Genomic DNA, 23,529 nt, shown 5'->3' with positions numbered 1-23,529 from the left:
CTACTCCAAGTTGCATAAAGTCACTTATCGAAAACAACTTGATAAATACTCCCATCGGCTTAACAAATTGTTGATATTACCTACAAAGTCAAGAAATATACCTTATTTTCACGCTCACTAAATTTACTCTATCCTATACTCATAAGATGGTTGTAATGAATAAAATATGAGAGTTTCCTTTTGAATTTAGATTTAATTTGCTACCTATATTTCAAACAAGAAACTCTCAATCTTTATAATAAATTATCAGTTTAATTCTATAATTAGGCACATCACATTATAAAATATCCCGCAATTTTTTTACTTTCCAAATGCCCTGGAATCGTTTTCTTTAGGTTAAGAGCATCATCCAATATCAGATTAAATGGGTAGCCTTTAACTTTGGCTTGTTTGATAAGTTCACCCTTTTCATCTAATAATACAGTAATATTTTTATAATCTAGTCCTCTATACCATTCAATAAATTTTTCTGTTGATTTTTCTCCTTTTTGATTTGGTGAAACAATAGTAATAACTTCAAAAGTTTTATTGGGTTCTGCACTAAGCTCATCAATTTCCGCTAAACCTGCTAAACAAATTGGACACCATGATGCCCACATTTTGATATAAAGATTTTTTCCTTTATATTTATCTAAAGTAACTATGTTGTTATTAAGATCTTTTAATTGAATGCCACTCATATTTTTTTCTGTATCTGCAAAAGTATTAAGGCTAAATAAGATAGTGATTAATCCAAGTAATTTTTTCATTTTGATTTTCTCCTATACTACATAAAAATATGCAAATTATTAGTTATCAATAAAACGCCCATTAAAATAATGAGTAGCCCGCCGAAAATTTTAAATTTGTTTAAATGTTTATTTAATAACTTTACTCTTTTTAATAATTCATCTGAAAAGAATGAAAAAATGATAAACGGTAAAGATAATCCTAATACATAGACAAACATCATTGCACCACCATAAAGTGCCGAGCCTTCATCTCCAGATAAAGCTAATACAGATGCTAAAATAGGTCCTATGCAAGGCGTCCATCCTAAACTAAAAGTTAATCCTAATACAAAGGCTTCAAATGAAGAACTTTTTCCATTGGTTTTAATTTCAACTAATTTAGTTTTTTCTAAAAAATTTATTTTGATAAGACCTAACTGGTGAATACCTAAAATTATTACGATAACTCCCGCAATAATTCGAGTTATATCATTCAATAATAAATCACCTAAAAAACCGAAACTAAAGCCTAAACTGACAAATGTAAGTGATAATCCCATAATAAATAGGAAGGTATTTAATACTTTCTTACCACCTTTACTAAGTATTCCAAAATAAATTGGTATAATTGGGAAAATACAAGGTGATAAAAAAGAAGCCAATCCCGCTAAGAAAACACTACTGATAAGTAAATTTTGCTCTAACATCTTATTTACCCTTTACTAGATTAATTAAATAACCATAATTTTCTTTTTCCATCTGGGATAATGGGATAAATTTGATAGATGCACTGTTAATACAATAACGTAAACCGCCTTTATCTTTTGGACCATCATCAAAAACATGCCCTAAATGAGCTTGACCACTACGACTTAATACTTCTGTTCTTAGCATATTAAAGCTGGTATCTTGCGCATAAGTAACCACATTTTTATCGATAGGTTGGGTGAAACTTGGCCAGCCGCATCCAGAGTCATATTTATCTGCTGAAGAAAATAACGGTTCTCCCGTAGTAATATCAACATAAATTCCGGGTTCTTTATTATCCCAATATTCATTACTGAAAGAATGCTCAGTATTTTTCTTTTGTGTAACGCTATATTGTAGTGGCGTTAATTTCTCTTTTAATTCTGCATCACTAGGTTTTGGATAATCTTTCGGATCAATAATAATATTATTTGCTTGTTCTAAATCTATATGGCAGTAACCATTCGGATTTTTTTTCAAATAATCCTGATGATATTCTTCTGCAAGAACGTAATTTTTAAGTGGTTCAACTTCAACCTGAATTTTGTCTTTATATTTTTTTTGTTGAGCCTCAATCTCTTTCAAAATAATTTCCTTATCTCGCTCATTTTGATAATAAATTCCTGTACGATATTGTCTCCCACGATCATTACCTTGTTTATTAACACTTGTTGGATCAATAACTTGAAAATAATATTTAAGTAATTTTGATAATGAAACCTTGTTAGCATCATAAGTAATTTTTACAGTCTCAGCATGATCTGTTGCTTTTATGAGATGATAATTTGTCTTATCTGTTCTACCATTGGCATATCCTGAGGTAGCATCTTTTACGCCATATATTTTTTCCATATAGGCCTCAATTCCCCAAAAACATCCTCCCGCGAGGTAAATGTCACGAATATCTTCAGATTGTGATTGATACATTTTATTCTCCATCGTATTTTTCTTAACATCACTTGCTATAACTGGAAAAGTCAACATACTCATTGTTGATACTAATGTCAGTAAGAATGTAGAGTACTTCATTTTTTTCTCTATCAAAAAGCTCATAGTATTTTCCTTTTTTTGCTAAAATGAATGAAATCTATTAATAAATGAAAGAAAATTCCTCTTTCATTTTATTAGTCGTCATAACAACAAAATTCTGACAAAAATTTTTATTTTTTTGAAAAAATTTATAACCATATGTTAATAAAAGAAATTTCATCCAAATTTTCTGACAAACAAATCTCAGAAATTCGATCGCAAATGCTAAAATTTGCTCAATTACAATTAAATGACCGTATTTCAGCAGAAGATATGGTACAAGAAGCTCTACTAAGTGCGGTTAAAAATATTGATAATTTTCGTCATCAAGCCGCATTAAAAACTTGGATTTTCGCTATACTAAAAAATAAGATTATTGACTATTTACGCCAAAAAGATCGCTTTATTAACGAAAGTGAACTAATTACTGATGAAAATACTAACTCATTTTTTGATGATAATGGGCATTGGCGTAATGAATACTCTCCTACTCGGTGGCAAGAAGATATTGTTTATTCAAAAGAATTCTGGATTTTATTTGAAATTTGTTTAACCAAACTCCCTGCAAAACAAGCGAGAGTATTTATGATGCGTGAATATTTAGATGCATCTTCAGATGAAATTTGCCAGACGATTAATATTACACAAGATAATTTATATACATTAATATATCGTGCAAGATTACAATTGCAGCAGTGTTTATCTAAAAGACTCAAAGAAGGTGAATAATGAACTGCCAACAAGCTACTAAACTGATTTCAGATTCAAAAGAACGAGAACTTAATTGGCAAGAAAAAATAGGAGTTAAATCACATTTAGTTATTTGTCCTCATTGCCGTAACTTTAAGCAACATTGTGATAATCTCAGTAAACTAATGAAAGATTTTGCAGACGGGAAGATAGATAAGTCATTGTAAATAATATGTAGGAGCTCAGACTTGAGCTGACACTTCACCATAAAAATAAGAGTGACTTGTTTTGATTAAGTTTAAATAAATCATATCAACAAGTTACTCTCACTTTTATCATAATCTATCTTATCAGATTAATGGTATTGTAGCATAAGTGCAAAAATCATCATTGAAATATATTCTTCTGGGATCTCATGATCATTTAATTTCAATTTACCATTTTCTAAACGTAAATCTAATTTAACGGATTTCTCATCTTCCACAATAACATTTTGCTGATGTAAATCTTTTATTAATTGATCAATCTCTTGTTGAACTTGTTTATCAGACTTTTCGTTTGTCTTCTCGGATAGACTATCAATATAATGATACAAGTTAGCTAAAGCAGATTTATCTACATAAGTACTCCATGATAATTGCTTAAATAAAGATAAAAACTTACCTGATTTCAAAGTCCTATTGAAGTCAACATTAGCCAACTCAATATTTATATCATGGCTCATTAAACCTTTATCATTTCTAATGGAGAACGGCAAAATTTGCAAGTGCGGTTGATTTTTTAAAATTTCCATCAACAAACTATCAACAGCCTTATTATCCTCTAAGAGCGCAGCATCAGATAATTTATTTAGTGCCGAAGCTAGTAAATGTTCAGCCTTTACATTAATTACTACTTCACCTAAATTTTTCTGATTAAATGTAACCGCAGATAATTTATTTTTTGAATCATAATTTAAAAAACCATCATTCTCAGTAGCTTGATAGGAAAAATTCCAATGGTCAAACTCCATCATTGATAAGCCATTAACCTCTGGCTTTTCATAATGATAACTATATTTTAAATTACCCAATATCCCATCATAATTACCTAAATATAATTTTTGACTATCAGTAATCTCTGCTTGCCCTTTTAAATCTTTCATGGCGATATCCAAAGATTGCAATTTATTTTTAGTTTCATCGCCATATTCAAAGCTTTTTAGTTGTTCTCCTGATAAGGTTATCTTAGCATCTTGCAAACTATAATCGTATTTACCCTCCCCCTCTTTATTCACATCAAACTTTATGGATGCATCTGACCAGCTTGCTTTTATATCATCTGAAAACTCAAATTCACCTGCTGCAATAAATAAAGCACCTTTTAATTGTTGCGCATAAGTTAATGTCAACTCGGTATTAAGTGGGATTTTATCTTTTACTGTATCAAACAAAATTTGTGTTTGTTCATTTTTAACCAATTGACTTGTTTCTGAAAAAATTGCAGGTGTAAAATTAAGTTGACGAACCAAATTTAATGGCAATGGCCCATGATATAATTTACTTTCGAAAGGCAATTTTCCTTTTTGGTTTTGATCTTTTAGAGAAGCATATTCAATTGCATAATGAATATCTGATGAAAATAAACCGCGTTCAAAGCTTACATCAGTAATTTTTAACTCATAATTTAACTCTTTAACTATATCCAATTGAGATAATTGTTGATTAACTCGATCAAGTTGATATTGATACTCTGTTTCTGCTGTTTTTCCTGTAAACCATGCACCACCTGTCCAAACCGCCCCCAACGCAATAATCACAGCTGCTGCTAATTTAGATTTATTCATAAAGTTAATTTCCTATTTTTATCCTGTAAGTGATGTTTAAACTATCATAGTTTAAGATTTTTTTCGAGTTATTCATTTATCATGATTTTTATAATATAGAGTCATATTTAATAAAAAATATAAAAAATTTAGTAATTACCCTTGAACTTTATCTGAATGTCCTTATTTATGGTAACAAGAATAAATGGAAACGTTTCTTCAAAAAAAATTTATCAAAATTGCTCTTGAAATATCGAAACGCATCCACATCTTAGGAATACGTAAATAAATTACGAAACGAATTTAATCAGGAGACTCAAAATGGGAAAAATTATTGGTATTGACTTAGGTACAACAAACTCTTGTGTAGCTGTAATGGATGGTGACAAACCACGCGTTATTGAAAATGCAGAAGGTGATCGCACAACACCATCAATTATTGCTTATACTGCTGACAACGAAACCTTAGTTGGCCAACCAGCAAAACGCCAAGCAGTGACTAATCCACAAAATACATTATTTGCAATTAAACGTTTAATTGGTCGTCGTTTTAGCGATGCAGAAGTGCAACGTGATGTAAACATTATGCCATTCAAAATCACTGAAGCAGACAATGGTGATGCGTGGGTGAATGTAAAAGGTGAAAAATTAGCACCGCCACAAATCTCTGCTGAAGTATTGAAAAAAATGAAAAAAACTGCAGAAGATTTCTTGGGTGAAACAGTAACTGAAGCAGTTATCACTGTGCCAGCATACTTTAATGATGCTCAACGTCAAGCAACAAAAGATGCGGGTCGTATCGCAGGTCTTGATGTTAAACGTATTATCAACGAACCAACAGCAGCAGCTCTAGCATATGGCTTAGACAAAGGCACGGGTAATAAAACTATCGCAGTTTATGACTTAGGTGGTGGTACATTCGACTTATCAATCATTGAAATTGATGAAGTGGGTGGTGAAAAAACTTTTGAAGTATTAGCAACTAACGGTGATACTCATTTAGGTGGTGAAGACTTCGATAATCGTGTAATCAACTACTTAGTAGATGAATTCAAAAAAGAACAAGGTGTTGATTTACGTAACGATCCATTAGCAATGCAACGTTTAAAAGAAGCAGGTGAAAAAGCTAAAATTGAACTTTCATCAGCTCAACAAACTGATGTGAATTTACCATATATCACTGCAGATGCTACTGGTCCAAAACACTTAAATATTAAATTAACTCGTGCAAAATTAGAAGCATTAGTGGAAGACTTAGTGACTCGCTCATTGGATCCTGTAAAAGTTGCCTTAAACGATGCTGGTTTAAGTGTAGGTCAAATTGATGATGTTATATTAGTTGGTGGTCAAACTCGTATGCCATTAGTACAACAAAAGGTAGCTGATTTCTTTGGCAAAGAACCTCGTAAAGATGTCAACCCTGATGAAGCGGTTGCTGTAGGTGCGGCTGTTCAAGGTGGCGTGTTATCTGGTAATGTGACAGATGTGTTATTATTAGACGTTACACCATTATCATTAGGTATCGAAACTATGGGCGGTGTGATGACAACTCTTATTGAGAAAAACACAACTATCCCAACTAAGAAATCACAAGTATTCTCTACAGCAGAAGATAACCAAAGTGCGGTAACAATTCACGTACTTCAAGGTGAACGTAAACAAGCGTCAGCAAATAAATCTTTAGGTCAATTTAACCTAGAAGGTATTAATCCTGCTCCACGTGGTATGCCTCAAATTGAAGTAACCTTTGATATTGATGCGGATGGTATTATCCACGTATCAGCTAAAGATAAAGGTACAGGTAAAGAACAAAAAATTACTATCAAAGCTTCTTCTGGTTTAAGTGATGAAGAAATTCAACAAATGGTACGCGATGCTGAAGCTAATGCAGAAGCTGACCGCAAATTTGAAGAATTAGTACAAACACGTAACCAAGCTGATGCATTAGTTCATGCAACTCGTAAACAATTAACTGAAGCGGGTGATAAATTATCTGCTGAAGATAAAGCTCCAATTGAAACTGCAGTAAATGAACTTGAAGCAGCAACTAAAGGTGAAGATAAAGATGCTATCGAAGCAAAAATTCAAGCATTAATTCAAGTTTCTGAAAAATTAATGCAAGCAGCTCAACAGCAAGCACAAGCTGATGCAAATGCACAACAATCTCAAGATGGTAAAGCTGGCGATGATGTTGTAGATGCTGAATTTGAAGAAGTTAAAGATAATAAATAATTCATCTTCAATTAACTCATTAAGGGCGTAGTAATACGCCCTTTTGGTATATAAGAAAATGGCAAAGAAAGATTATTATGAAACGCTGGGTATTAATAAAGGTGCGGATGAAAAAGAAATCAAACGTGCTTATAAACGCCTAGCAATGAAATATCACCCAGATAGAACCAATGGTGATAAAGACGCTGAAGAAAAATTCAAAGAAGTCAACGAAGCTTACGAAATCCTTATGGATAAAGAAAAACGTGCAGCTTACGATCAGTATGGACACTCTGCTTTTGAACAAGGTGGATTTGGTGGTGCTGGTGGCTTTAGCGGTGGATTCGGCGGTTTTGGTGGTTTTGAAGATATCTTCAGTGAAATGTTTGGTGGTGGTAGCCGTCAACGTGTAGTACGTGGCGAAGATTTACGTTATGACATTGAAATTAGTTTAGAAGAAGCCGTTCGAGGTACCACAAAAGATATTAAAATTGATACTTTAGTTGCTTGTGATCATTGTAATGGCTCTGGTGCAGAAAATGGCTCTAAAGTAGAAACCTGCCCAACTTGTCACGGCTCAGGTCGTATTCGTCGACAACAAGGTTTCTTTATGACAGAAACCGCATGCCCAACATGTCATGGTACAGGTAAAAAAATTGAAAAAGCTTGTAAGCATTGCCATGGTGACGGAAGACTCCATAAGAAAAAGAATCTTTCCGTCAAAATTCCTGCTGGCGTAGATACAGGTAATCAATTACGTCTCTCAGGTGAAGGAGCGGCTGGTGAAAATGGTGCTCCAGCAGGTGACTTATATGTTGTGATTCATGTAAAAAATCACCATATATTTGAACGTGATGGAAGTAACTTATATTGTGAAGTACCAATTAGTTTTACAATGGCAGCTCTAGGCGGTGAAATTGAAGTACCAACATTAGATGGCCGTGTAAAATTAAAGATTCCAGAAGAAACACAAACGGGTAAGCTTTTCCGTATGCGTGGTAAAGGGGTAATGTCCACAAGATCAGGCTATGCTGGGGATTTAATCTGTAAAATCACCGTAGAAACCCCTGTAAAATTAAATGAAGAACAAAAAGAGCTATTAAGAAAACTTGAAGATAGTTTAGAGGGGCAATCAAAGCAACGCCCTAAATCATCAAGCTTTTTAGATGGTGTAAAAAAATTCTTCGATAACCTAGGTAAATAGGTTTAGCCTAAAATAAAAGTGCGGTAGAAATTTTAAAAATTCTTACCGCACTTTTTCAATCTAAAGGCTGCATTAGTTAGATATAAAGAGATGTATTAACTCTTTTTATTTTTGCCTTTGTCATTTTACAATACGTAAATGTGAAGATGACTTTTTATCTATAGTTTTCTTCGTTTTTGCTTTAGTTTCTTGTTTTGAATCATCCACTACATTGATAAAATCATTAGGTTGATCAGTTGTCGCTAGACTAGGAGCCTTATCTAACTCATCATAAATAGCTTCAGGCTCAAACATTACTCCATCACCATTTTCACGTGCATAAATAGCTAATGCAGCGCCCATAGGAATATAAATCTCACGAGGAATACCTTGGAAACGAGCATTAAAAGTAATTGCCTCATTGGTTAATTGTAAATTTGCTACCGCACTTGTGGAAAGATTCAATACAATTTGACCATCTTTCACATATTCTTGTGGTACATCTACTCCATAATAAGTAGCATCAACGACTAAGTATGGTGTAAATATATTATCAATTAACCAATCATAATAGGCTCTTAATAAATAAGGGCGCTTTGGTGATGAGTTATTTTCCATCTTATTTTTCATCCATTAAATTTTTAGGCGCATTTGCACCCAAAGATTGCACGAATGAATCGCGTTCAAATATACGAGTCATATAGCTTTTAATTGCTTTTGCACCAGCACCAGTAAATTCAACGCCTAATTCTTGCATTCTCCATAATAATGGTGCCATATAGCAATCCACTAAACTAAACTCTTCACTCATAAAATATGGCATTTGTGTAAAAATAGGAGCAATAGACAAGATTTCTTCTTTTAGCTGTCTCAAAGCATTGGCACGTTCATCCTCAGTCCCTTTTTCAGCTTTTTCTAATGTTGGATACCAATCTTGTTCAATACGTAACATTAACAAACGTGTTTTTCCACGAGCAACTGGATAAACGGGCATTAATGGGGGATGAGGAAAACGTTCATCGAGGTATTCCATAATAATACGTGAATTAAATAATACTAAATCACGATCAACTAAAGTTGGTAATGTACCGTAAGGATTTAACTCCATTAAATCTTCTGAGAGTGCTTGCGGATCCACAATTTCCGTTTCATAAGCAACACCTTTTTCGGCTAAAACAATACGTACCTGATGGCAGTATATGTCTGATTTATCTGAAAAAAGAGTCATTATTGAACGTTTATTTGCAGCGCTTGTCATCTATTCCTCCGACGACTTAAAATAAATTTTTAAAAACTTTTATTAACTTATTTATATTAATAAATAAGAATTAGAAATGGTCGTTCATTTTACCATAAATCCACAAATGATTTCCAAGTTTCTATCTTTTTTTTATAAAAATACTTCTTTTTAATCATATTTCAGCAATAAAAGATAAAAAAAATTGCAAGCCCCGAAAGACTTGCAATCTCTGAATATAAACGAAAATATAAAATTAACGTTTTGAGAATTGTGGACGACGACGCGCTTTGCGAAGACCCACTTTTTTACGTTCAACACGACGTGCATCACGAGTAACAAAGCCCGCTGCGCGTAATACTGGACGTAAAGACTCATCATATTCGATTAATGCACGAGTGATACCGTGACGGATTGCACCCGCTTGACCTGAAATACCCCCACCTTTAACTGTAATGTAAAGATCTAGTTTTTCAGTCATCTCAACCAATTCTAATGGTTGACGTACGATCATACGTGAAGTTTCACGGCCGAAATATACGTCTAATTCGCGTTGGTTGATAGTGATTTTACCACTGCCCGGTTTGATGAAAACACGAGCTGAAGAGCTTTTGCGGCGACCTGTGCCGTAGTTTTGATTTGCTGCTGTCATTTTCGTGCTCCGTGATTAGATATCTAAAACTTGTGGTTGTTGTGCTGCATGTTCGTGTTGTGAACCCGCATACACTTTTAATTTACGGAACATTGCTCGGCCTAAAGGACCTTTTGGCAACATACCTTTAACCGCAATCTCAATCACTGCTTCAGGACGGCGTTCGATCATTTCACGGAAAGTCGCTTGTTTGATACCACCTACATAACCAGTGTGCCAATAGTAAAGTTTATCAGTTTCTTTACGACCTGTTACTGCCACTTTATCTGCATTGATAACGATGATGTAATCACCAGTATCTACGTGTGGAGTATATTCTGCTTTATGTTTACCACGTAAACGACGTGCTAATTCGGTAGCTAAACGACCTAAAGTTTTACCTGTCGCATCAACTACATACCAGTCACGTTTAACTGTTTCTGGTTTTGCTACAAAAGTTTTCATTAATTTAAATTACCAATATTAAATATTAATACCCAGTGTTCGTTTGAACACAACCATTGATCTTAATCTAACACCCCTTCGAGTGCGATGTCGATAAAATAATGTGTGGTGGGAATCCAACACATCAACAGGGTTTGCGGATTATACATAAAATATACAATAAAATCTAGTCACAAATAAATTTACACAAATAAATCTATCTAGAGATACAAGACAAAAAAGAAAAATAGCGATATGATAATCATATTTACTATAGGAGTACTAATTATGCAAACTGAAATGTTATTCCCTGCCCTCGTTGGTTTTATTATTGGTGTAATCTTAACCTATTTATTACTTCGCCTAACTAAAGGTTCAATCAAAGCTGACCAAGAATTAAAGCAGGTCAAGGCTGAATTAAATGAAAAACAAAAACAACTTGAAAAACATTTTGCTGAAAGTGCCAATCTGCTAAAAACTTTATCTGAGGACTATAAAAACTTATATCATCATTTAGCAAATGCCTCTAATCAATTATTACCTGAATCAAAAGAATTATTTACAATCAATACATTAGAGGATAAAACTCGTATTGAACCAACGATTTCTGATTATGAACCAAAAACTTTTATTAATGATAAAGAAGATCAACCACGTGATTACTCCTCTGAAGGAGCTTCTGGTATTCTACGTGCAGAACGTTAATTGTGATTATTTTAAAAAGTGCGGTAAAATTATCGCACTTTTTCTCTCTCTCAGATCTTCCCTAAAACATTTAAATCCATTAAGTTAAATTTAAAATTTCTTACTAAAAATAGCTATTTACATCCAATAAACTTGAATTTTTCGAACATTTTCCCATTTTATTTGTCATAAGAGACATATCTCTTTGATATTATTTTACTTATCATTTATTTAAGTATTTAAAGGAAATAAAGCAAATGAAAAAAACAAGTTTTACGCTGACAGCAATTGCATTGGGATTATCTGTTATTATGACTCCAGCAGTGACTATGGCTGATTTTAGTTCATTTTTTGGTGATAAAAAAACAGAATCCGCCCCTTCTGCTACCGATGAAACAAAAGTTCCACCAATGGCAACTCAAGTGTCAGCAACTTCTGTATTATCAGCTACACCAAGTTTAGCGCCAATGTTAGAAAAAGTATTACCCGCAGTAGTCTCCATTGCTGTAGAGGGTAATGAAAAAGTTGCTAATCGTTCATTTGATATTCCAGAAGAATTTAAATTCTTTTTCGGTGAAGATTTCTTTGGTAATGATTCATCTAAATCCTCTCCAAGAAAATTTAGAGGTTTAGGATCTGGAGTGATCATTAATGCAGAAAAAGGTTATGTCTTAACTAACAATCATGTCATTGATAAGGCAGATAAAATTACTGTTCAATTACAAGATGGTCGAGAATTTAAAGCCAAAGTATTAGGAAAAGACAGTCAATCTGATATTGCTGTTATCCAATTAGAAAATCCTAAAAATTTAACCGCACTTAAATTCGCTGACAGTGATAAATTACGAGTTGGTGATTTCACTGTTGCTATTGGAAATCCATTTGGCTTAGGCCAAACAGTAACATCAGGAATTGTTTCGGCATTAGGTCGTTCTACAGGATCTGATAGCGGTGCTTATGAAAACTATATTCAAACAGATGCAGCCGTTAACCAAGGTAATTCTGGCGGTCCATTAATTAATTTAAATGGCGAATTAATTGGTATCAATACGGCGATTCTTTCACCAAGTGGTGCTAATGCAGGTATTGCATTCGCAATCCCATCCAATATGGCCAATAATCTTGCACAACAAATTAGTGAATTTGGTGAGGTTCGCCGTGGTATGCTAGGTATTAAAGGCGGCGAATTAAATGCTGAATTAGCTAAAGCATTTAATGTCGATGCGCAACAAGGTGCTTTTGTCAGTGAAGTTATTCCTGGCTCAGCCGCAGATAAAGCAGGAATCAAAGCTGGTGATGTTATTACCGCAATGAATAGTCAAAAAGTTTCAAGTTTTGCTGAAATGCGTGCAAAAATTGCAACCGCAGGTGCAGGTAAAGAAATTAATTTAACCTATTTACGAGATGGTAAAACTAACGACGTAAAAGTTACCTTACAATCTGATGAAGAAGCGAAAAAATTAGCTGATGCACAGGAAATAAATCCTGCATTAGATGGTGCGGAACTCTCTAATATTGATGAGAATGGAAGAAAAGGGATTAAAGTAACTAAAGTTCATGAAAATTCGCCAGCTGCGAGACGTGGTTTAAAATCTGGTGATATTATTGTTGGTATTAATCGCACTAGAACAGAAAATTTAACTCAATTGCGTAAAGCATTAGATGAAAAACCTTCTGTTATTGCGCTAAATATTGAACGAGGCAATAATAACTTTTATTTACTTATTCAATAAATAACTATCTTTTAGCCAACATAAAAAGTGCGGTTTTTATACCGCACTTTTTCATTTTACCGACTATCTGTCCAAGAGTTGAAACTAATCTCATCAATCTCTTCAATAATTTAATTTATCAAATAAAATTTTTTTCTTATATATAAATAAGTTATTTTATGTCAACATTTAACAACAAAAATTTAAGGCTTGAAATATTCTTGTTAACCCTCTATCTTGTAGCTTAATTGATTATCTCCCCCATATATAGTGTTTTTACAGGTTGGACTTTTTATGAATAAAGCATTAATGGTCACGAAACGTGATGGACAAATAGAGCCTCTTGATTTAGATAAAATTCACCGCGTAATTACTTGGGCGGCAGAAGGTTTAGATAACGTTTCTGTATCACAAGTAGAATTACGCTCGCATATTCAGTTTTACGAAGGTATTCGTACCTCTGATATTCATGAAACAATTATCAAAGCAGCGGCAGACTTAATCAGTAAAGACTCTCCAGATTATCAATATCTTGCTGCACGTCTTGCAATCTTTCACTTGCGTAAAAAAGCATATGGTCATTTCGAGCCTCCTCGTTTATATGAACATGTAAAAAAACTAGTTCGTTTAGGAAAATACGATAATGATCTTCTGATTGATTTCAGCCGTGAAGAATGGGATGAAATGGATAATTTCTTAGATCATAGCCGAGATATGACATTTTCATATGCCGCAGTAAAACAATTAGAAGGTAAATACCTTGTACAAAACCGTGTTACTGGTGAAATCTATGAATCGGCACAGTTTCTTTATATTCTTGTTGCAGCAAGTTTATTTTCTAAATATCCTGCTGAAACTCGTTTAGATTATATTCGTCGTTTCTATGATGCTATTTCAACATTCAAAATCTCATTACCTACACCAATTATGGCTGGTGTTCGCACACCAACTCGCCAATTCAGTTCTTGTGTATTAATTGAATGTGCCGATAGCCTTGATTCAATCAATGCGACTTCATCAGCGATTATTAAATATGTTTCTCAACGTGCAGGCATTGGAATCAATACCGGTGCTATTCGTGCATTAGGCAGCCCAATTCGTAATGGCGAAGCCTTCCATACTGGATGTATACCTTTCTATAAACACTTCCAGACAGCAGTTAAATCTTGTTCACAAGGTGGTGTTCGAGGAGGCGCTGCAACAGTTTACTTCCCTATGTGGCATTTAGAAGTTGAAAGCCTGATGGTATTAAAAAATAACCGCGGGGTGGAAGAAAACCGAGCCCGTCATATGGACTACGGTGTTCAAATTAATAAAGCAATGTATCAACGTCTAATTAAAGGTGGTGATATTAGCTTATTCAGCCCTTCTGATGTTCCAGGATTATATGAAGCATTTTTTGCGGACCAAGATAAATTTGAAGAACTTTATACGAAATACGAACAAGATCCAAATATTCGTAAACGCACTGTAAAAGCGGTCGAGCTCTTCTCATTATTGATGCAAGAACGAGCATCAACAGGCCGTATTTATATTCAAAATGTTGATCACTGCAATACACATAGTCCATTTAACCCAGCGGTTGCACCTGTACGTCAATCTAACCTATGTTTAGAAATTGCTTTACCAACCAAACCATTAAATAATATTAATGATGAAAATGGAGAGATTGCACTGTGCACACTTTCAGCATTTAATCTAGGTAAAATTGAAAATCTTGATGAATTAGACAATCTTGCCGATCTTGCAGTACGTTCATTAGATGCCCTATTAGATTATCAAGACTACCCTGTCCCAGCAGCTCGCCGCAGCTCCTTAGCACGTCGTTCATTAGGGATTGGTGTAATCAATTATGCTTATTATTTAGCTAAAAATGGTGTTCGTTATTCTGATGGCAGCGCAAATGATTTAACGCACCGCACATTTGAAGCAATCCAATACTATCTATTAAAAGCCTCAATGAACCTTGCTAAAGAACAAGGTGCATGTGAATATTTCAATGAAACCACCTATTCTCAAGGTATTTTACCTATCGATACTTATAAAAAAGATGTCGATGCATTAACTCAAGAACCATTACATTATGATTGGGAACAATTACGTAAAAATATTATGGAATTCGGTTTACGTAATTCGACCTTAACAGCATTAATGCCATCAGAAACCTCATCACAAATATCTAACGCAACAAATGGTATTGAACCGCCTCGTGGACATATCAGTGTAAAAGCATCAAAAGATGGTATTTTAAAACAAGTTGTACCTGATTACGAAAACTTAAGTGATAGCTATGAATTACTGTGGGATATGCCAAGCATGGATGGCTATTTACACCTTGTTGGTATCATGCAAAAATTCGTAGATCAATCTATTTCTGCAAATACTAACTATGATCCAACTCGTTTTGAAGATGGTAAAGTACCCATGAAAGTCTTGTTAAAAGATTTATTAACGGCTTATAAATATGGTGTAAAAACCCTTTACTATCAAAATACACGTGATGGTGCAGATGATGCCCAAGAAGACATGGACGACGGCTGTGCAGGCGGTGCTTGCAAAATTTAATACATCTAAAACGGCTAAAAGCTTAATAGTTTTTAGCCGTTTTTTATAAATAAAAGCTTCGGGGGAATAATATGCAGAATACAAAAATCCACACCTACTACGCTCATTCTGCCAAAGATCAGCCTTATTCCAAATGTATGATCTTTAAAAAGTGTCCATAAATTAATAAAATTTATATATTTCTTATGCTATTATGCTTAGTATTAGAACTTGAAATGAATAGAATTCAATTTAAATAGAAAGGACTAAGTCCGATAAAATATCGAAATTAGTCCTCGAAATAATCTGCCTTTTATGGGAAATCCTAAAGGCAATTAAGTAGAAAAACTTTACTGATTAAAGAACAACAACATCAATAGCAGATGGACCACGTTGAGAATCTTGTACATTGTATTCTACTTTGTCGCCTTCATTTAATGTTTTAAATTTGTCGCTAACGATACCAGAAAAATGGACGAATACATCTTTACCACCAGCTGTTGGAGTAATGAAACCGAAACCTTTATCTGAGTTGAACCATTTTACTGTGCCTTGTAATTTAGACATGGTATTTCCTTTTTGTAAGAACTAAATTTGTATGCTTGAAAACAAGCGGTGACGCTAAGAACGATAATTGAAATTGGTATTAAGAAAAACCTAGAAACAAATTTAAAACTTGCAATGAGGAAGAACTATAATAACGAAATTTGATTAAAACTATACGCTTTATTAGCTTGGTTGGCATTAAAGCATGGAGAACAATGTAAAGCAAACACTTTCTTAAATTACATATCTATTATGTGATATACCCCACAATTATGACATTTTTATAGCCATGTATTAATAAAAGACAATTAATTTAATTGATTTTTAGTTTGTATAAGAGCTTCACATTCCCAACCAGCATATTCACCAAAATAGGTGTTAGCAAGTTGTTCAAACTTTTCAACTAACATATAAATTTCTTTCGTATTAAGTGCCAATTCCTGTTCCATTTTAACCATATAAAGCGATTCTTCTTCATTTACTTGAATGGGTTCATCAGTATACTGCAATATATTAAATGAAATATTGTCTAAACTCGCACTTTCAAGAAATTCAAATAGATTATCTTTATGTTCAAAATAGAATGTATGTTCTACAAGGAACGTATCTTCAAGATTACGTCCATGTTGGACTAATAAATCTAAAATTTCTTCTGTTGCATTTATTTTACTTTCTAAAGGTGAAGGTAACAGAAAATCAAAGTAAATATCCCAATTAGGATCATCCTGAATATCGATTTGGTTAGCATAACCAAGATCTTTTACCACGGAACAAAAAGCTTCTGTATTATTGGTATAAAAGTACAATTTAGCTTTACTTTCACTAACAATATGCCCAGCATAAAGCGTTTCAGATAATGCATTTAATGTACTTAACGCCTGCATAATATTTCTAAATAAAATTTGATGTTCTTCTGCTTGAGGTAACCCTTCATCATCTGCTGTATAAGGAATGGTAAACTGAACCACTTTTTTAAGTGATCCAGCTTCAGAGGCATATTGCTGAAAAATAGCAAGATTCACTGAAAAAATGGCAACTTTATCATTTACCAAAGTACGATAGGTTTGCCAATTTTGTTCCAACTCCATATTATTTCCTTATAAAATTTATTCAAATATTGCCCAAATTGGTGCGTGATCTGAAGGTTTTTCCATTGCTCTAATATCTAATGCAATACCAGTATCAACACAATGTTCTGCTAATTTACTATTCACTAAAATATGGTCAATACGTAAACCTCGATTTTCATCAAAACCCTTTGAACGATAATCAAACCATGAATATTTATCACTTACTGTTGGATTTAATTTACGAAAAGTATCAACTAAGCCTGCTTCATATAAGCGATTATACCATTCACGCTCTTCAGGTAAGAAAGAACATTTACCTGTTCTTAACCAACGTTTACGGCTATCTTCACCAATACCAATATCTAAATCAGTTGGACTAATATTCATATCTCCCATAACCAAAATATTGCTTTCTGGGTTATGTTCAGTTGTCACATAATTTAAAAGATCTGCATAAAATTTTTCTTTTGCAGGAAATTTAGTTTCATGATCACGACTTTCACCTTGTGGAAAATAACCATTAATCACAGTTAGCTCACCGAATGGTGTATCAAAATCTGCCATGATAATCCGTTTTTGAGCTTCTTCAGTATCCGTAGAAAAACCTCTACGTACGGCATTAGGTTCTTGTTTGCAAAGTAATGCTACACCGTAATGGCCTTTTTGACCATGGTGATAAATATGATAACCAAGATGCTCTACTAACTCATAAGGAAATACTTCATCTGCTACTTTGATTTCTTGTAAACCGATAATATCAGGTTGATATTGATTCACAATTTGCTCCAATTGATGTGGGCGAGCACGTAATCCATTAATATTAAAAGAAATAAATTTCATATTGTTCCTATAAATTTACTTTAATGTTTGAGAGTCATTATACTGTTTTTTGGTAATTTTATAAAATTTCCCTAAAATTTACCGCACTTTACTCTTCTATTTGTTGCGCTTTCTGTGCTTTTTTAAATTGTTCGTATAAATTTTCTTCTTGAGGTGGCATTTGTAGATAAAAACCATTTTCTTGAATTTTTTTCATCACCTCTTGTTTATCTGCATGAATTAATTTTTTTTCACCTGCAAGATTAAATAACATTACAAAAATAGGGGTGCCAAAGGCAGTTCTTAATTCACTTGGCACATCATTAAAATGATCTCGATTAGCAACATACAAATACATTCCTTCTTTTTTTTTGCTTTTATAAATTGCACATAACATTGTATTTTTCCTTTTAAAACTTTATATTGGTATTGAATGATATACTCATTCAACTTATTAATTGATTAAGGTGACTTTTATGGCTAATGATATTGTTGAACTTCGTACAGGACAATTTTCTGCTGTTTTTCTTACAATCAATAGTTCCAGCTTGAGCGTCATTAAAAGAGCACTTAATAAAAAATCAAAAAACTCACCTTCATTCTTCAAAAATATTGCTGTCGTTTTACAGTTTACCCCTCAGCTTGAGAAGTTAAATCTCCATACCTTAAAAGAACTCTTGAAAGAATTTAATATTCAAGTAATTGGTGTCGCTGACTGGCAGAATACCTTACAAAAAGAAGTTATTCTAACAGCTAATTTACCAATTTTGGGTAAAACTTCACAATTAGATGAGATTTTACCTGAACCTCGAATTCAACCCACAAAAATTATCGATGGAGATGTTCATACTCAACAAGTTATTTACGCAAAAAATTCTGATTTAATTATTCACGGTGATGTCGAAGAAGGTGCCGAAGTTGCCGCTGATGGAAATATCCATATTTATGGCAAATTGTTTGGTCGAGCCATGGCTGGAGTAAATAGTGGTTCAGGAGCAATTTACGTTCAACACCTAAGTGCTGAGTTTATTGCAGTCAATCATCGTTTTCTTTATAAAGAAAAAATCCCAACCGAATTTATCAATAAATCAGTTAGGATTTTTGCTGAAAAAGATAAATTAATCTTTAAACCATTTTTATCTTTATAAACTTTTTACTAATTATTTAGTTGCTTCAGATTTTTTCATCTCATCTGCTTTTTCAGAAACAGCTTCTTTAGCCGCTTCCATTTTTTGTGATGCAGCCTCTTTCATTTCAGCTGCTTTTTCAGAAACTGCTTCTTTAGTCGCTTCCACTTTTTGTGACGCAGAGTCTTTCATTTCAGCCGTTTTTTCAGAAACGGCTTCTTTTGTTGCTTCTGCTTTTTGTGATGCAGCAGCTTTCATTTCAGCTGTTTTTTCAGAAACAGCATCTTTAGCCGCTTCCATTTTTTGTGACGCAGCATCTTTCATTTCAGCTGCTTTTTCAGAAACCGCTTCTTTAGCAGCTTCAATTTTCTGAGCCGCAGCATCTTTCATTTCAGTTGCTTTTTCAGAAACTGTATTTTTTACTTCATTGGCTTTTTCAACTGTTGTATTTTTAGCATCTTTAGCTGCTTCAGTTACTGTTGCTTTCGCTTGTGAAGCTTGTTCTTTAGCTTGGTCACATGCAGTTAATGCTAAAGTTGCACCTAATACTAATGCTGCTAATGCGGATTTTTTCATTGTTTTGCTCCTAAATGGATAAGTAATTTAATTACATAAAATAACAAGACTCATAGTCTTGTTGTGGGTGGCAAGTTTAAGACAAAAAAACAATAAACATGATCTTGAGATCACTTTTGCTTTTTCTTTCCGTCTATTTTTTAAAACATTCAAAATGCTCACTTAACTCTTTGATTACAAAGATTAAAAGAAAGTTCATTAAAAATGATCATGTTATCGAATTATTTTTTTAATAAAACTGAATAAATTTAACTTATCTAGTTGATATTATTATAAAAATATAATTAATAAAGTGCGGTATATTTTATAAAAATTTTTATTCATTTGTTTATGAATTGAGCGATAGATTGATAATTCAGTTCAGAAAAAACATGAATATGATGCTGCTGCAAAAGTTGTGTTGTCATTCCATGTCCATCAATTAGTCGCCCCGAAAAGCTACCATCATAAATTTTTTGACTACCACATGAAGGACTTTTTTCTTTCAAAATTGCAAATTGTATATAATTATCTTGCGCAATTTTTAACGTTTTTTCTGCACCTAATTGAAATGCTTTTGATACATCATTTCCAGCTTGATCCACTACCTTGCCATAAATAATTTCAGCAGGAAGTCTTGGTGTGGATAATCCTCCCAATACTTCAGGACAGACAGGAAGTAGTTCAATCTCATTTTTTTCCAAAAAGTCAACCAATATCTGTGAAAGATTATTTCCACCTGAATACTTAACATTTTCACCTAATAAACAAGCACTAATTAAAATTTTTATTTTTGGCACCGCAGTTTCATCCTTTATCAAAAACAAAAAAGCCAAATATTAATATTTGGCTTTTAGATACTTATTTATAATTATTCTTCAATAGTACGAAGCAACTCATTAAGCCCCACTTTACCTAAAGTTTTCGCATCGACTTTTTTCACGATGACAGCACAATATAAACTGTGTGAACCATCTTTAGATGGGAGGCTTCCTGAAACAACTACAGAACCGGCTGGAACTCGTCCATAATGTACTTCGCCCGTTTCACGATCATAAATTTTAGTAGATTGTCCAATAAATACGCCCATTGAAATCACGCATCCATCTTCAACAATCACACCTTCAACAATTTCTGAACGAGCGCCAATAAAGCAATTATCACCAATAATTGTTGGATTAGCTTGTAACGGTTCTAATACACCACCGATACCTACACCACCAGATAAATGAACATTTTTACCAATTTGAGCACATGAACCTACAGTTACCCATGTATCAACCATCGTACCTTCATCGACAAATGCACCGATGTTTACATAAGATGGCATTAAAACAGTGTTTTTCGCAATATAGGCACCTTTACGTACTGTCGCAGACGGCACGACACGGAAACCTTCTTGTTGGAAACGTTCTTCAGTATAATCAGCAAATTTTAATGCTACTTTATCGTAATATTTAGTTTCAGCGCCATCAATAAGTTGATTTTCATGAATGCGAAATGATAACAATACGGCTTTCTTTAACCATTGATGAGTTACCCATTCGCCCTCAATTTTTTCAGCAACGCGATACTTACCACTGTCTAGACCTGCAACAACTTCTTCAATCGCTGATTTAGTTTCTGCATCAACAGTTTTTGGAGTAATTTCAGCGCGTTTTTCAAATGCGGCTTCAATGATAGATTGTAAGTTTGACATCTTTTTTCCTATATAAAATAAAATAGTGAGTAATTGCAATATTTTTACCATATTTTCACGAAAAACTCATCTGTTTTTCCTAAAATAGTCTAAAATAAACCTACTTCAAAATATTGCTAAGCTATTCTAGCCACAACATAAATTTGGTAATGAACATGATGACACCTAATAGCTCAACACAACGTCCTGTCAATGTTGTTGCATTTGCTTTTTTATTAATGGCTTTTCTAACGGGCATCGCTTCTTCATTCCAAATACCCACATTGAGCTTATTTCTCTCCCAAGAAATTCATGTATCTCCCTTTATGGTGGGGATGTTTTATACTTCCAATGCAGTAATGGGAATCCTTTTAAGTCAGATTTTAGCTCACTATTCAGATAAACAAGATGATCGTCGTAAACTAATCATTTTTTGCTGTTTAATTGCAATGCTAGGCTGCATCACTTTCGCTTATAATCGGAATTATTATGTTCTAATGTTCTTTGCCACATTCTTACTTGCCTTAGGATCTTCCGCCAATCCCCAATCTTTTGCATTAGCTCGTGAATATGCAGAACATTCAAAGCGAGAGGCGGTGATGTTTACTACGATTATGCGTACCCAAATTTCACTTGCCTGGATTGTTGGCCCGCCACTCTCTTTTTATATTGCTCTTGAATGGGGCTTTGAATATATGTATATGGTAGCCGCCACGGCATTTCTATTTTGTGCTATGATTACTAAAATATTATTGCCTTATATTCCATCTGTAACAGTTAACTCGATATCGCAAAAACAATATGCTTCAGAAAATCATTTATCTGAATCCAATCAGAAAAGCATTGCTTTATTATTTATTAGCTGTTTTCTCATTTGGTGTTGTAATGGCATGTACTTGGTCAGCATGCCACTTTACATCATCAATGAGCTACATTTATCCCAACGTTTGGCAGGAATTTTAATGGGAACGGCCGCTGGTTTGGAAATTCCAGTCATGCTGATTGCGGGTTATTTTACTAAATTTATTCATAAAAAATTGTTAATTTTGACCGCACTTTGTATGGGATTATTGTTCTATTTTGGTCTTTGGTTTGCTAAAGAAACTTGGCAATTTCTTTGTTTACAATGCTTAAATGCCATTTTTATTGGCATCATTGCAACCATTGGGATGGTCTATTTTCAAGATCTAATGCCTAGTAAAATGGGTTCTGCCACAACATTATTTACAAATGCAGCTAAAAGTAGTTGGATTCTAGCAGGACCGTTAGTTGGCATAATTGCTCAAATTTGGAATTATGGCGCAGTATTTTATATTGCCGTCGTTTTTATTGTTATATCTTTACTTACCATGAGTAAAGTAAAATCAGTTTAACTTTTATTACTTATTAAGAGAATCATATGGATTTTGTACAGAATTTACCTATTTATGCAAAATTTTTCTTAGGTTTAGTTGCCGTTATCAACCCATTTGGGGTGCTACCTGTTTTTGTTAATATGACAGATCATCTCACTAAAGCGGAGCGTAACCACACAAATTTTGTCACCTCTTTTTCTGTAGGGATTATTCTATTAGTCAGTTTATTATTTGGAAAAATGATCTTAAGCTTATTTAGTATATCCATTAATTCATTCCGTATTGCTGGTGGAATTTTAATTATCAGCATTGCCTTAACAATGATTAGCGGTAAACTTGCTGAAGAAAAACAAAATAAAGATGAAAAAAATACTGACTTTTCTAATATGAGTAGTATTGCTGTGGTACCACTTGCTATGCCTATTCTTGCTGGACCAGGTGCAATTAGTTCTACCATTGTTTGGGCATCACAATATAATCATTGGTTTGATTGGGTTGGTTTTAGTTTTGCCATTATCATTTTTGCACTACTTTGTTATGGGCTATTCCGCTCAGGCCCTTCTGTGGTCAAGTTTTTGGGAAAAACAGGAAGCAATGTTGTCACCCGTATTATGGGGGTAATCTTGATGTCTTTGGGGATTGAAAGTATTGTAGTAGGTATTAGTAATTTATTCCCAGGACTACTACATTAATGAAAAAAGTGCGGTAGAAATTTAAAAAAATCTATCGCACTTTTAGCTAAAGATCAAAGAT

The 23,529-nt window shown here is 33.5% G+C and carries 25 protein-coding genes; 10 read left to right on the top strand and 15 right to left on the bottom strand.

The features are described 5' to 3' along the window. Window positions 1–272: 272 nt before the first annotated feature. The 3 genes from BN1226_RS09500 to msrB are packed head-to-tail and all read right to left on the bottom strand — an operon-like array spanning window position 273 to window position 2,396. Complete coding sequence (locus BN1226_RS09500) at window positions 273–749, bottom strand: redoxin family protein (RefSeq protein ID WP_044470992.1); 477 nt, start codon at window positions 747–749, stop codon at window positions 273–275. A 17-nt stretch (window positions 750–766) separates the two neighbouring features. Continuing rightward, window positions 767–1,417: a cytochrome c biogenesis protein CcdA gene (locus BN1226_RS09495; RefSeq protein ID WP_044470991.1), complete on the bottom strand. Its 651-nt coding sequence runs from the start codon at window positions 1,415–1,417 to the stop codon at window positions 767–769. A 1-nt stretch (window position 1,418) separates the two neighbouring features. Then, complete coding sequence (msrB, locus tag BN1226_RS09490) at window positions 1,419–2,396, bottom strand: peptide-methionine (R)-S-oxide reductase MsrB (protein WP_420835363.1); 978 nt, start codon at window positions 2,394–2,396, stop codon at window positions 1,419–1,421. 249 nt (window positions 2,397–2,645) lie between these two features. On the opposite strand from msrB, the gene BN1226_RS09485 reads away from it, so the two are divergent. Together BN1226_RS09485 and BN1226_RS09480 are read left to right on the top strand one after the other, a co-directional pair. After that, window positions 2,646–3,215, top strand: a complete 570-nt coding sequence (locus tag BN1226_RS09485) for a sigma-70 family RNA polymerase sigma factor (RefSeq protein ID WP_044470990.1) — start codon at window positions 2,646–2,648, stop codon at window positions 3,213–3,215. Next, the gene (locus BN1226_RS09480; protein WP_005759036.1) at window positions 3,215–3,403 is read left to right on the top strand and encodes a zf-HC2 domain-containing protein; all 189 of its coding nucleotides are present in this window, start codon (window positions 3,215–3,217) and stop codon (window positions 3,401–3,403) included. Before BN1226_RS09485 ends, BN1226_RS09480 begins: the two co-directional genes overlap by 1 nt. A 128-nt stretch (window positions 3,404–3,531) precedes the next feature. Here BN1226_RS09480 and BN1226_RS09475 read toward each other — a convergent pair whose 3' ends face one another. Further along, on the bottom strand, window positions 3,532–5,001 hold the full coding sequence (locus BN1226_RS09475; RefSeq protein WP_044470989.1) for a YdgA family protein: 1,470 nt from the start codon (window positions 4,999–5,001) through the stop codon (window positions 3,532–3,534). A gap of 300 nt (window positions 5,002–5,301) precedes the next feature. Between BN1226_RS09475 and dnaK the strand changes: the two genes are divergently transcribed. Beyond that, complete coding sequence (gene dnaK, locus BN1226_RS09470; RefSeq protein WP_044470988.1) at window positions 5,302–7,212, top strand: molecular chaperone DnaK; 1,911 nt, start codon at window positions 5,302–5,304, stop codon at window positions 7,210–7,212. A gap of 58 nt (window positions 7,213–7,270) precedes the next feature. Next, window positions 7,271–8,395 (top strand): molecular chaperone DnaJ, encoded by a 1,125-nt coding sequence (dnaJ, locus tag BN1226_RS09465; protein WP_005758777.1) that lies wholly within the window; start codon window positions 7,271–7,273, stop codon window positions 8,393–8,395. A gap of 120 nt (window positions 8,396–8,515) precedes the next feature. Here dnaJ and BN1226_RS09460 read toward each other — a convergent pair whose 3' ends face one another. From BN1226_RS09460 to rplM, 4 genes are all read right to left on the bottom strand, one after another. Continuing rightward, window positions 8,516–8,992, bottom strand: a complete 477-nt coding sequence (locus BN1226_RS09460) for a ClpXP protease specificity-enhancing factor (RefSeq protein WP_044470987.1) — start codon at window positions 8,990–8,992, stop codon at window positions 8,516–8,518. A 1-nt stretch (window position 8,993) separates the two neighbouring features. Continuing rightward, window positions 8,994–9,632 (bottom strand): stringent starvation protein SspA, encoded by a 639-nt coding sequence (sspA, locus tag BN1226_RS09455; protein ID WP_044470986.1) that lies wholly within the window; start codon window positions 9,630–9,632, stop codon window positions 8,994–8,996. Window positions 9,633–9,867: 235 nt separating this feature from the next. Beyond that, complete coding sequence (gene rpsI, locus BN1226_RS09450) at window positions 9,868–10,263, bottom strand: 30S ribosomal protein S9 (RefSeq protein WP_005758956.1); 396 nt, start codon at window positions 10,261–10,263, stop codon at window positions 9,868–9,870. Between the two features lie 15 nt (window positions 10,264–10,278). Next, a complete protein-coding gene (gene rplM, locus BN1226_RS09445; protein WP_005759216.1) occupies window positions 10,279–10,707 on the bottom strand; it encodes a 50S ribosomal protein L13 in 429 nt (142 codons plus the stop codon). Between the two features lie 267 nt (window positions 10,708–10,974). Between rplM and BN1226_RS09440 the strand changes: the two genes are divergently transcribed. The 3 genes from BN1226_RS09440 (at window position 10,975) to nrdA (ending at window position 15,647) form a co-directional block, all read left to right on the top strand. Next, the gene (locus BN1226_RS09440; RefSeq protein WP_044470985.1) at window positions 10,975–11,391 is read left to right on the top strand and encodes a Z-ring associated ZapG family protein; all 417 of its coding nucleotides are present in this window, start codon (window positions 10,975–10,977) and stop codon (window positions 11,389–11,391) included. Window positions 11,392–11,627: 236 nt separating this feature from the next. Beyond that, window positions 11,628–13,103, top strand: a complete 1,476-nt coding sequence (locus BN1226_RS09435; protein ID WP_044470984.1) for a Do family serine endopeptidase — start codon at window positions 11,628–11,630, stop codon at window positions 13,101–13,103. A gap of 273 nt (window positions 13,104–13,376) precedes the next feature. Continuing rightward, window positions 13,377–15,647 (top strand): class 1a ribonucleoside-diphosphate reductase subunit alpha, encoded by a 2,271-nt coding sequence (gene nrdA / locus BN1226_RS09430; protein WP_044470983.1) that lies wholly within the window; start codon window positions 13,377–13,379, stop codon window positions 15,645–15,647. 336 nt (window positions 15,648–15,983) lie between these two features. On the opposite strand, the gene cspE is transcribed toward nrdA, so the two are convergent. From cspE to BN1226_RS09410, 4 genes are all read right to left on the bottom strand, one after another. Next, the gene (gene cspE / locus BN1226_RS09425) at window positions 15,984–16,193 is read right to left on the bottom strand and encodes a transcription antiterminator/RNA stability regulator CspE (RefSeq protein WP_005759256.1); all 210 of its coding nucleotides are present in this window, start codon (window positions 16,191–16,193) and stop codon (window positions 15,984–15,986) included. A 287-nt stretch (window positions 16,194–16,480) separates the two neighbouring features. Continuing rightward, complete coding sequence (locus BN1226_RS09420) at window positions 16,481–17,260, bottom strand: TIGR01619 family protein (RefSeq protein ID WP_044470982.1); 780 nt, start codon at window positions 17,258–17,260, stop codon at window positions 16,481–16,483. An 18-nt stretch (window positions 17,261–17,278) separates the two neighbouring features. Continuing rightward, the gene (xthA, locus tag BN1226_RS09415; protein ID WP_044470981.1) at window positions 17,279–18,082 is read right to left on the bottom strand and encodes an exodeoxyribonuclease III; all 804 of its coding nucleotides are present in this window, start codon (window positions 18,080–18,082) and stop codon (window positions 17,279–17,281) included. An 88-nt stretch (window positions 18,083–18,170) separates the two neighbouring features. Next, a complete protein-coding gene (locus tag BN1226_RS09410; RefSeq protein WP_044470980.1) occupies window positions 18,171–18,458 on the bottom strand; it encodes a YcgL domain-containing protein in 288 nt (95 codons plus the stop codon). Between the two features lie 79 nt (window positions 18,459–18,537). Between BN1226_RS09410 and minC the strand changes: the two genes are divergently transcribed. Then, complete coding sequence (minC, locus tag BN1226_RS09405) at window positions 18,538–19,209, top strand: septum site-determining protein MinC (protein ID WP_044470979.1); 672 nt, start codon at window positions 18,538–18,540, stop codon at window positions 19,207–19,209. A gap of 12 nt (window positions 19,210–19,221) precedes the next feature. Here minC and BN1226_RS09400 read toward each other — a convergent pair whose 3' ends face one another. The 3 genes from BN1226_RS09400 to dapD form a co-directional block, all read right to left on the bottom strand. Continuing rightward, window positions 19,222–19,764, bottom strand: a complete 543-nt coding sequence (locus tag BN1226_RS09400) for a hypothetical protein (protein ID WP_044470978.1) — start codon at window positions 19,762–19,764, stop codon at window positions 19,222–19,224. Between the two features lie 320 nt (window positions 19,765–20,084). Next, a complete protein-coding gene (locus tag BN1226_RS09395; RefSeq protein ID WP_044470977.1) occupies window positions 20,085–20,543 on the bottom strand; it encodes a 2-thiouracil desulfurase family protein in 459 nt (152 codons plus the stop codon). A 71-nt stretch (window positions 20,544–20,614) separates the two neighbouring features. Beyond that, on the bottom strand, window positions 20,615–21,442 hold the full coding sequence (gene dapD, locus BN1226_RS09390) for a 2,3,4,5-tetrahydropyridine-2,6-dicarboxylate N-succinyltransferase (protein WP_005759189.1): 828 nt from the start codon (window positions 21,440–21,442) through the stop codon (window positions 20,615–20,617). 155 nt (window positions 21,443–21,597) lie between these two features. On the opposite strand from dapD, the gene BN1226_RS09385 reads away from it, so the two are divergent. Both BN1226_RS09385 and BN1226_RS09380 read left to right on the top strand, forming a co-directional pair. After that, the gene (locus BN1226_RS09385) at window positions 21,598–22,794 is read left to right on the top strand and encodes an MFS transporter (protein WP_044470976.1); all 1,197 of its coding nucleotides are present in this window, start codon (window positions 21,598–21,600) and stop codon (window positions 22,792–22,794) included. Between the two features lie 26 nt (window positions 22,795–22,820). Continuing rightward, on the top strand, window positions 22,821–23,468 hold the full coding sequence (locus tag BN1226_RS09380; protein ID WP_044470975.1) for a YchE family NAAT transporter: 648 nt from the start codon (window positions 22,821–22,823) through the stop codon (window positions 23,466–23,468). Window positions 23,469–23,529: the final 61 nt, after the last annotated feature.

It is taken from the genome of Mannheimia massilioguelmaensis (assembly GCF_000940515.1).
Taxonomy (GTDB): domain Bacteria; phylum Pseudomonadota; class Gammaproteobacteria; order Enterobacterales; family Pasteurellaceae; genus Basfia; species Basfia bettyae.
This window is presented reverse-complemented; position numbering and strand designations above follow the sequence as displayed.

What these genes read in the sequence shown, in the direction of transcription:
- BN1226_RS09500 (WP_044470992.1), bottom strand. Translation starts at nt 749, where the DNA reads ATGAAAAAATTACTTGGATTAATCACTATCTTATTTAGCCTTAATACT.
- BN1226_RS09495 (WP_044470991.1), bottom strand. Translation starts at nt 1,417, where the DNA reads ATGTTAGAGCAAAATTTACTTATCAGTAGTGTTTTCTTAGCGGGATTG.
- msrB (WP_420835363.1), bottom strand. Translation starts at nt 2,396, where the DNA reads ATGGAGAATAAAATGTATCAATCACAATCTGAAGATATTCGTGACATT.
- BN1226_RS09485 (WP_044470990.1), top strand. Translation starts at nt 2,646, where the DNA reads ATGTTAATAAAAGAAATTTCATCCAAATTTTCTGACAAACAAATCTCA.
- BN1226_RS09480 (WP_005759036.1), top strand. Translation starts at nt 3,215, where the DNA reads ATGAACTGCCAACAAGCTACTAAACTGATTTCAGATTCAAAAGAACGA.
- BN1226_RS09475 (WP_044470989.1), bottom strand. Translation starts at nt 5,001, where the DNA reads ATGAATAAATCTAAATTAGCAGCAGCTGTGATTATTGCGTTGGGGGCG.
- dnaK (WP_044470988.1), top strand. Translation starts at nt 5,302, where the DNA reads ATGGGAAAAATTATTGGTATTGACTTAGGTACAACAAACTCTTGTGTA.
- dnaJ (WP_005758777.1), top strand. Translation starts at nt 7,271, where the DNA reads ATGGCAAAGAAAGATTATTATGAAACGCTGGGTATTAATAAAGGTGCG.
- BN1226_RS09460 (WP_044470987.1), bottom strand. Translation starts at nt 8,992, where the DNA reads ATGGAAAATAACTCATCACCAAAGCGCCCTTATTTATTAAGAGCCTAT.
- sspA (WP_044470986.1), bottom strand. Translation starts at nt 9,632, where the DNA reads ATGACAAGCGCTGCAAATAAACGTTCAATAATGACTCTTTTTTCAGAT.
- rpsI (WP_005758956.1), bottom strand. Translation starts at nt 10,263, where the DNA reads ATGACAGCAGCAAATCAAAACTACGGCACAGGTCGCCGCAAAAGCTCT.
- rplM (WP_005759216.1), bottom strand. Translation starts at nt 10,707, where the DNA reads ATGAAAACTTTTGTAGCAAAACCAGAAACAGTTAAACGTGACTGGTAT.
- BN1226_RS09440 (WP_044470985.1), top strand. Translation starts at nt 10,975, where the DNA reads ATGCAAACTGAAATGTTATTCCCTGCCCTCGTTGGTTTTATTATTGGT.
- BN1226_RS09435 (WP_044470984.1), top strand. Translation starts at nt 11,628, where the DNA reads ATGAAAAAAACAAGTTTTACGCTGACAGCAATTGCATTGGGATTATCT.
- nrdA (WP_044470983.1), top strand. Translation starts at nt 13,377, where the DNA reads ATGAATAAAGCATTAATGGTCACGAAACGTGATGGACAAATAGAGCCT.
- cspE (WP_005759256.1), bottom strand. Translation starts at nt 16,193, where the DNA reads ATGTCTAAATTACAAGGCACAGTAAAATGGTTCAACTCAGATAAAGGT.
- BN1226_RS09420 (WP_044470982.1), bottom strand. Translation starts at nt 17,260, where the DNA reads ATGGAGTTGGAACAAAATTGGCAAACCTATCGTACTTTGGTAAATGAT.
- xthA (WP_044470981.1), bottom strand. Translation starts at nt 18,082, where the DNA reads ATGAAATTTATTTCTTTTAATATTAATGGATTACGTGCTCGCCCACAT.
- BN1226_RS09410 (WP_044470980.1), bottom strand. Translation starts at nt 18,458, where the DNA reads ATGTTATGTGCAATTTATAAAAGCAAAAAAAAAGAAGGAATGTATTTG.
- minC (WP_044470979.1), top strand. Translation starts at nt 18,538, where the DNA reads ATGGCTAATGATATTGTTGAACTTCGTACAGGACAATTTTCTGCTGTT.
- BN1226_RS09400 (WP_044470978.1), bottom strand. Translation starts at nt 19,764, where the DNA reads ATGAAAAAATCCGCATTAGCAGCATTAGTATTAGGTGCAACTTTAGCA.
- dapD (WP_005759189.1), bottom strand. Translation starts at nt 21,442, where the DNA reads ATGTCAAACTTACAATCTATCATTGAAGCCGCATTTGAAAAACGCGCT.
- BN1226_RS09385 (WP_044470976.1), top strand. Translation starts at nt 21,598, where the DNA reads ATGATGACACCTAATAGCTCAACACAACGTCCTGTCAATGTTGTTGCA.
- BN1226_RS09380 (WP_044470975.1), top strand. Translation starts at nt 22,821, where the DNA reads ATGGATTTTGTACAGAATTTACCTATTTATGCAAAATTTTTCTTAGGT.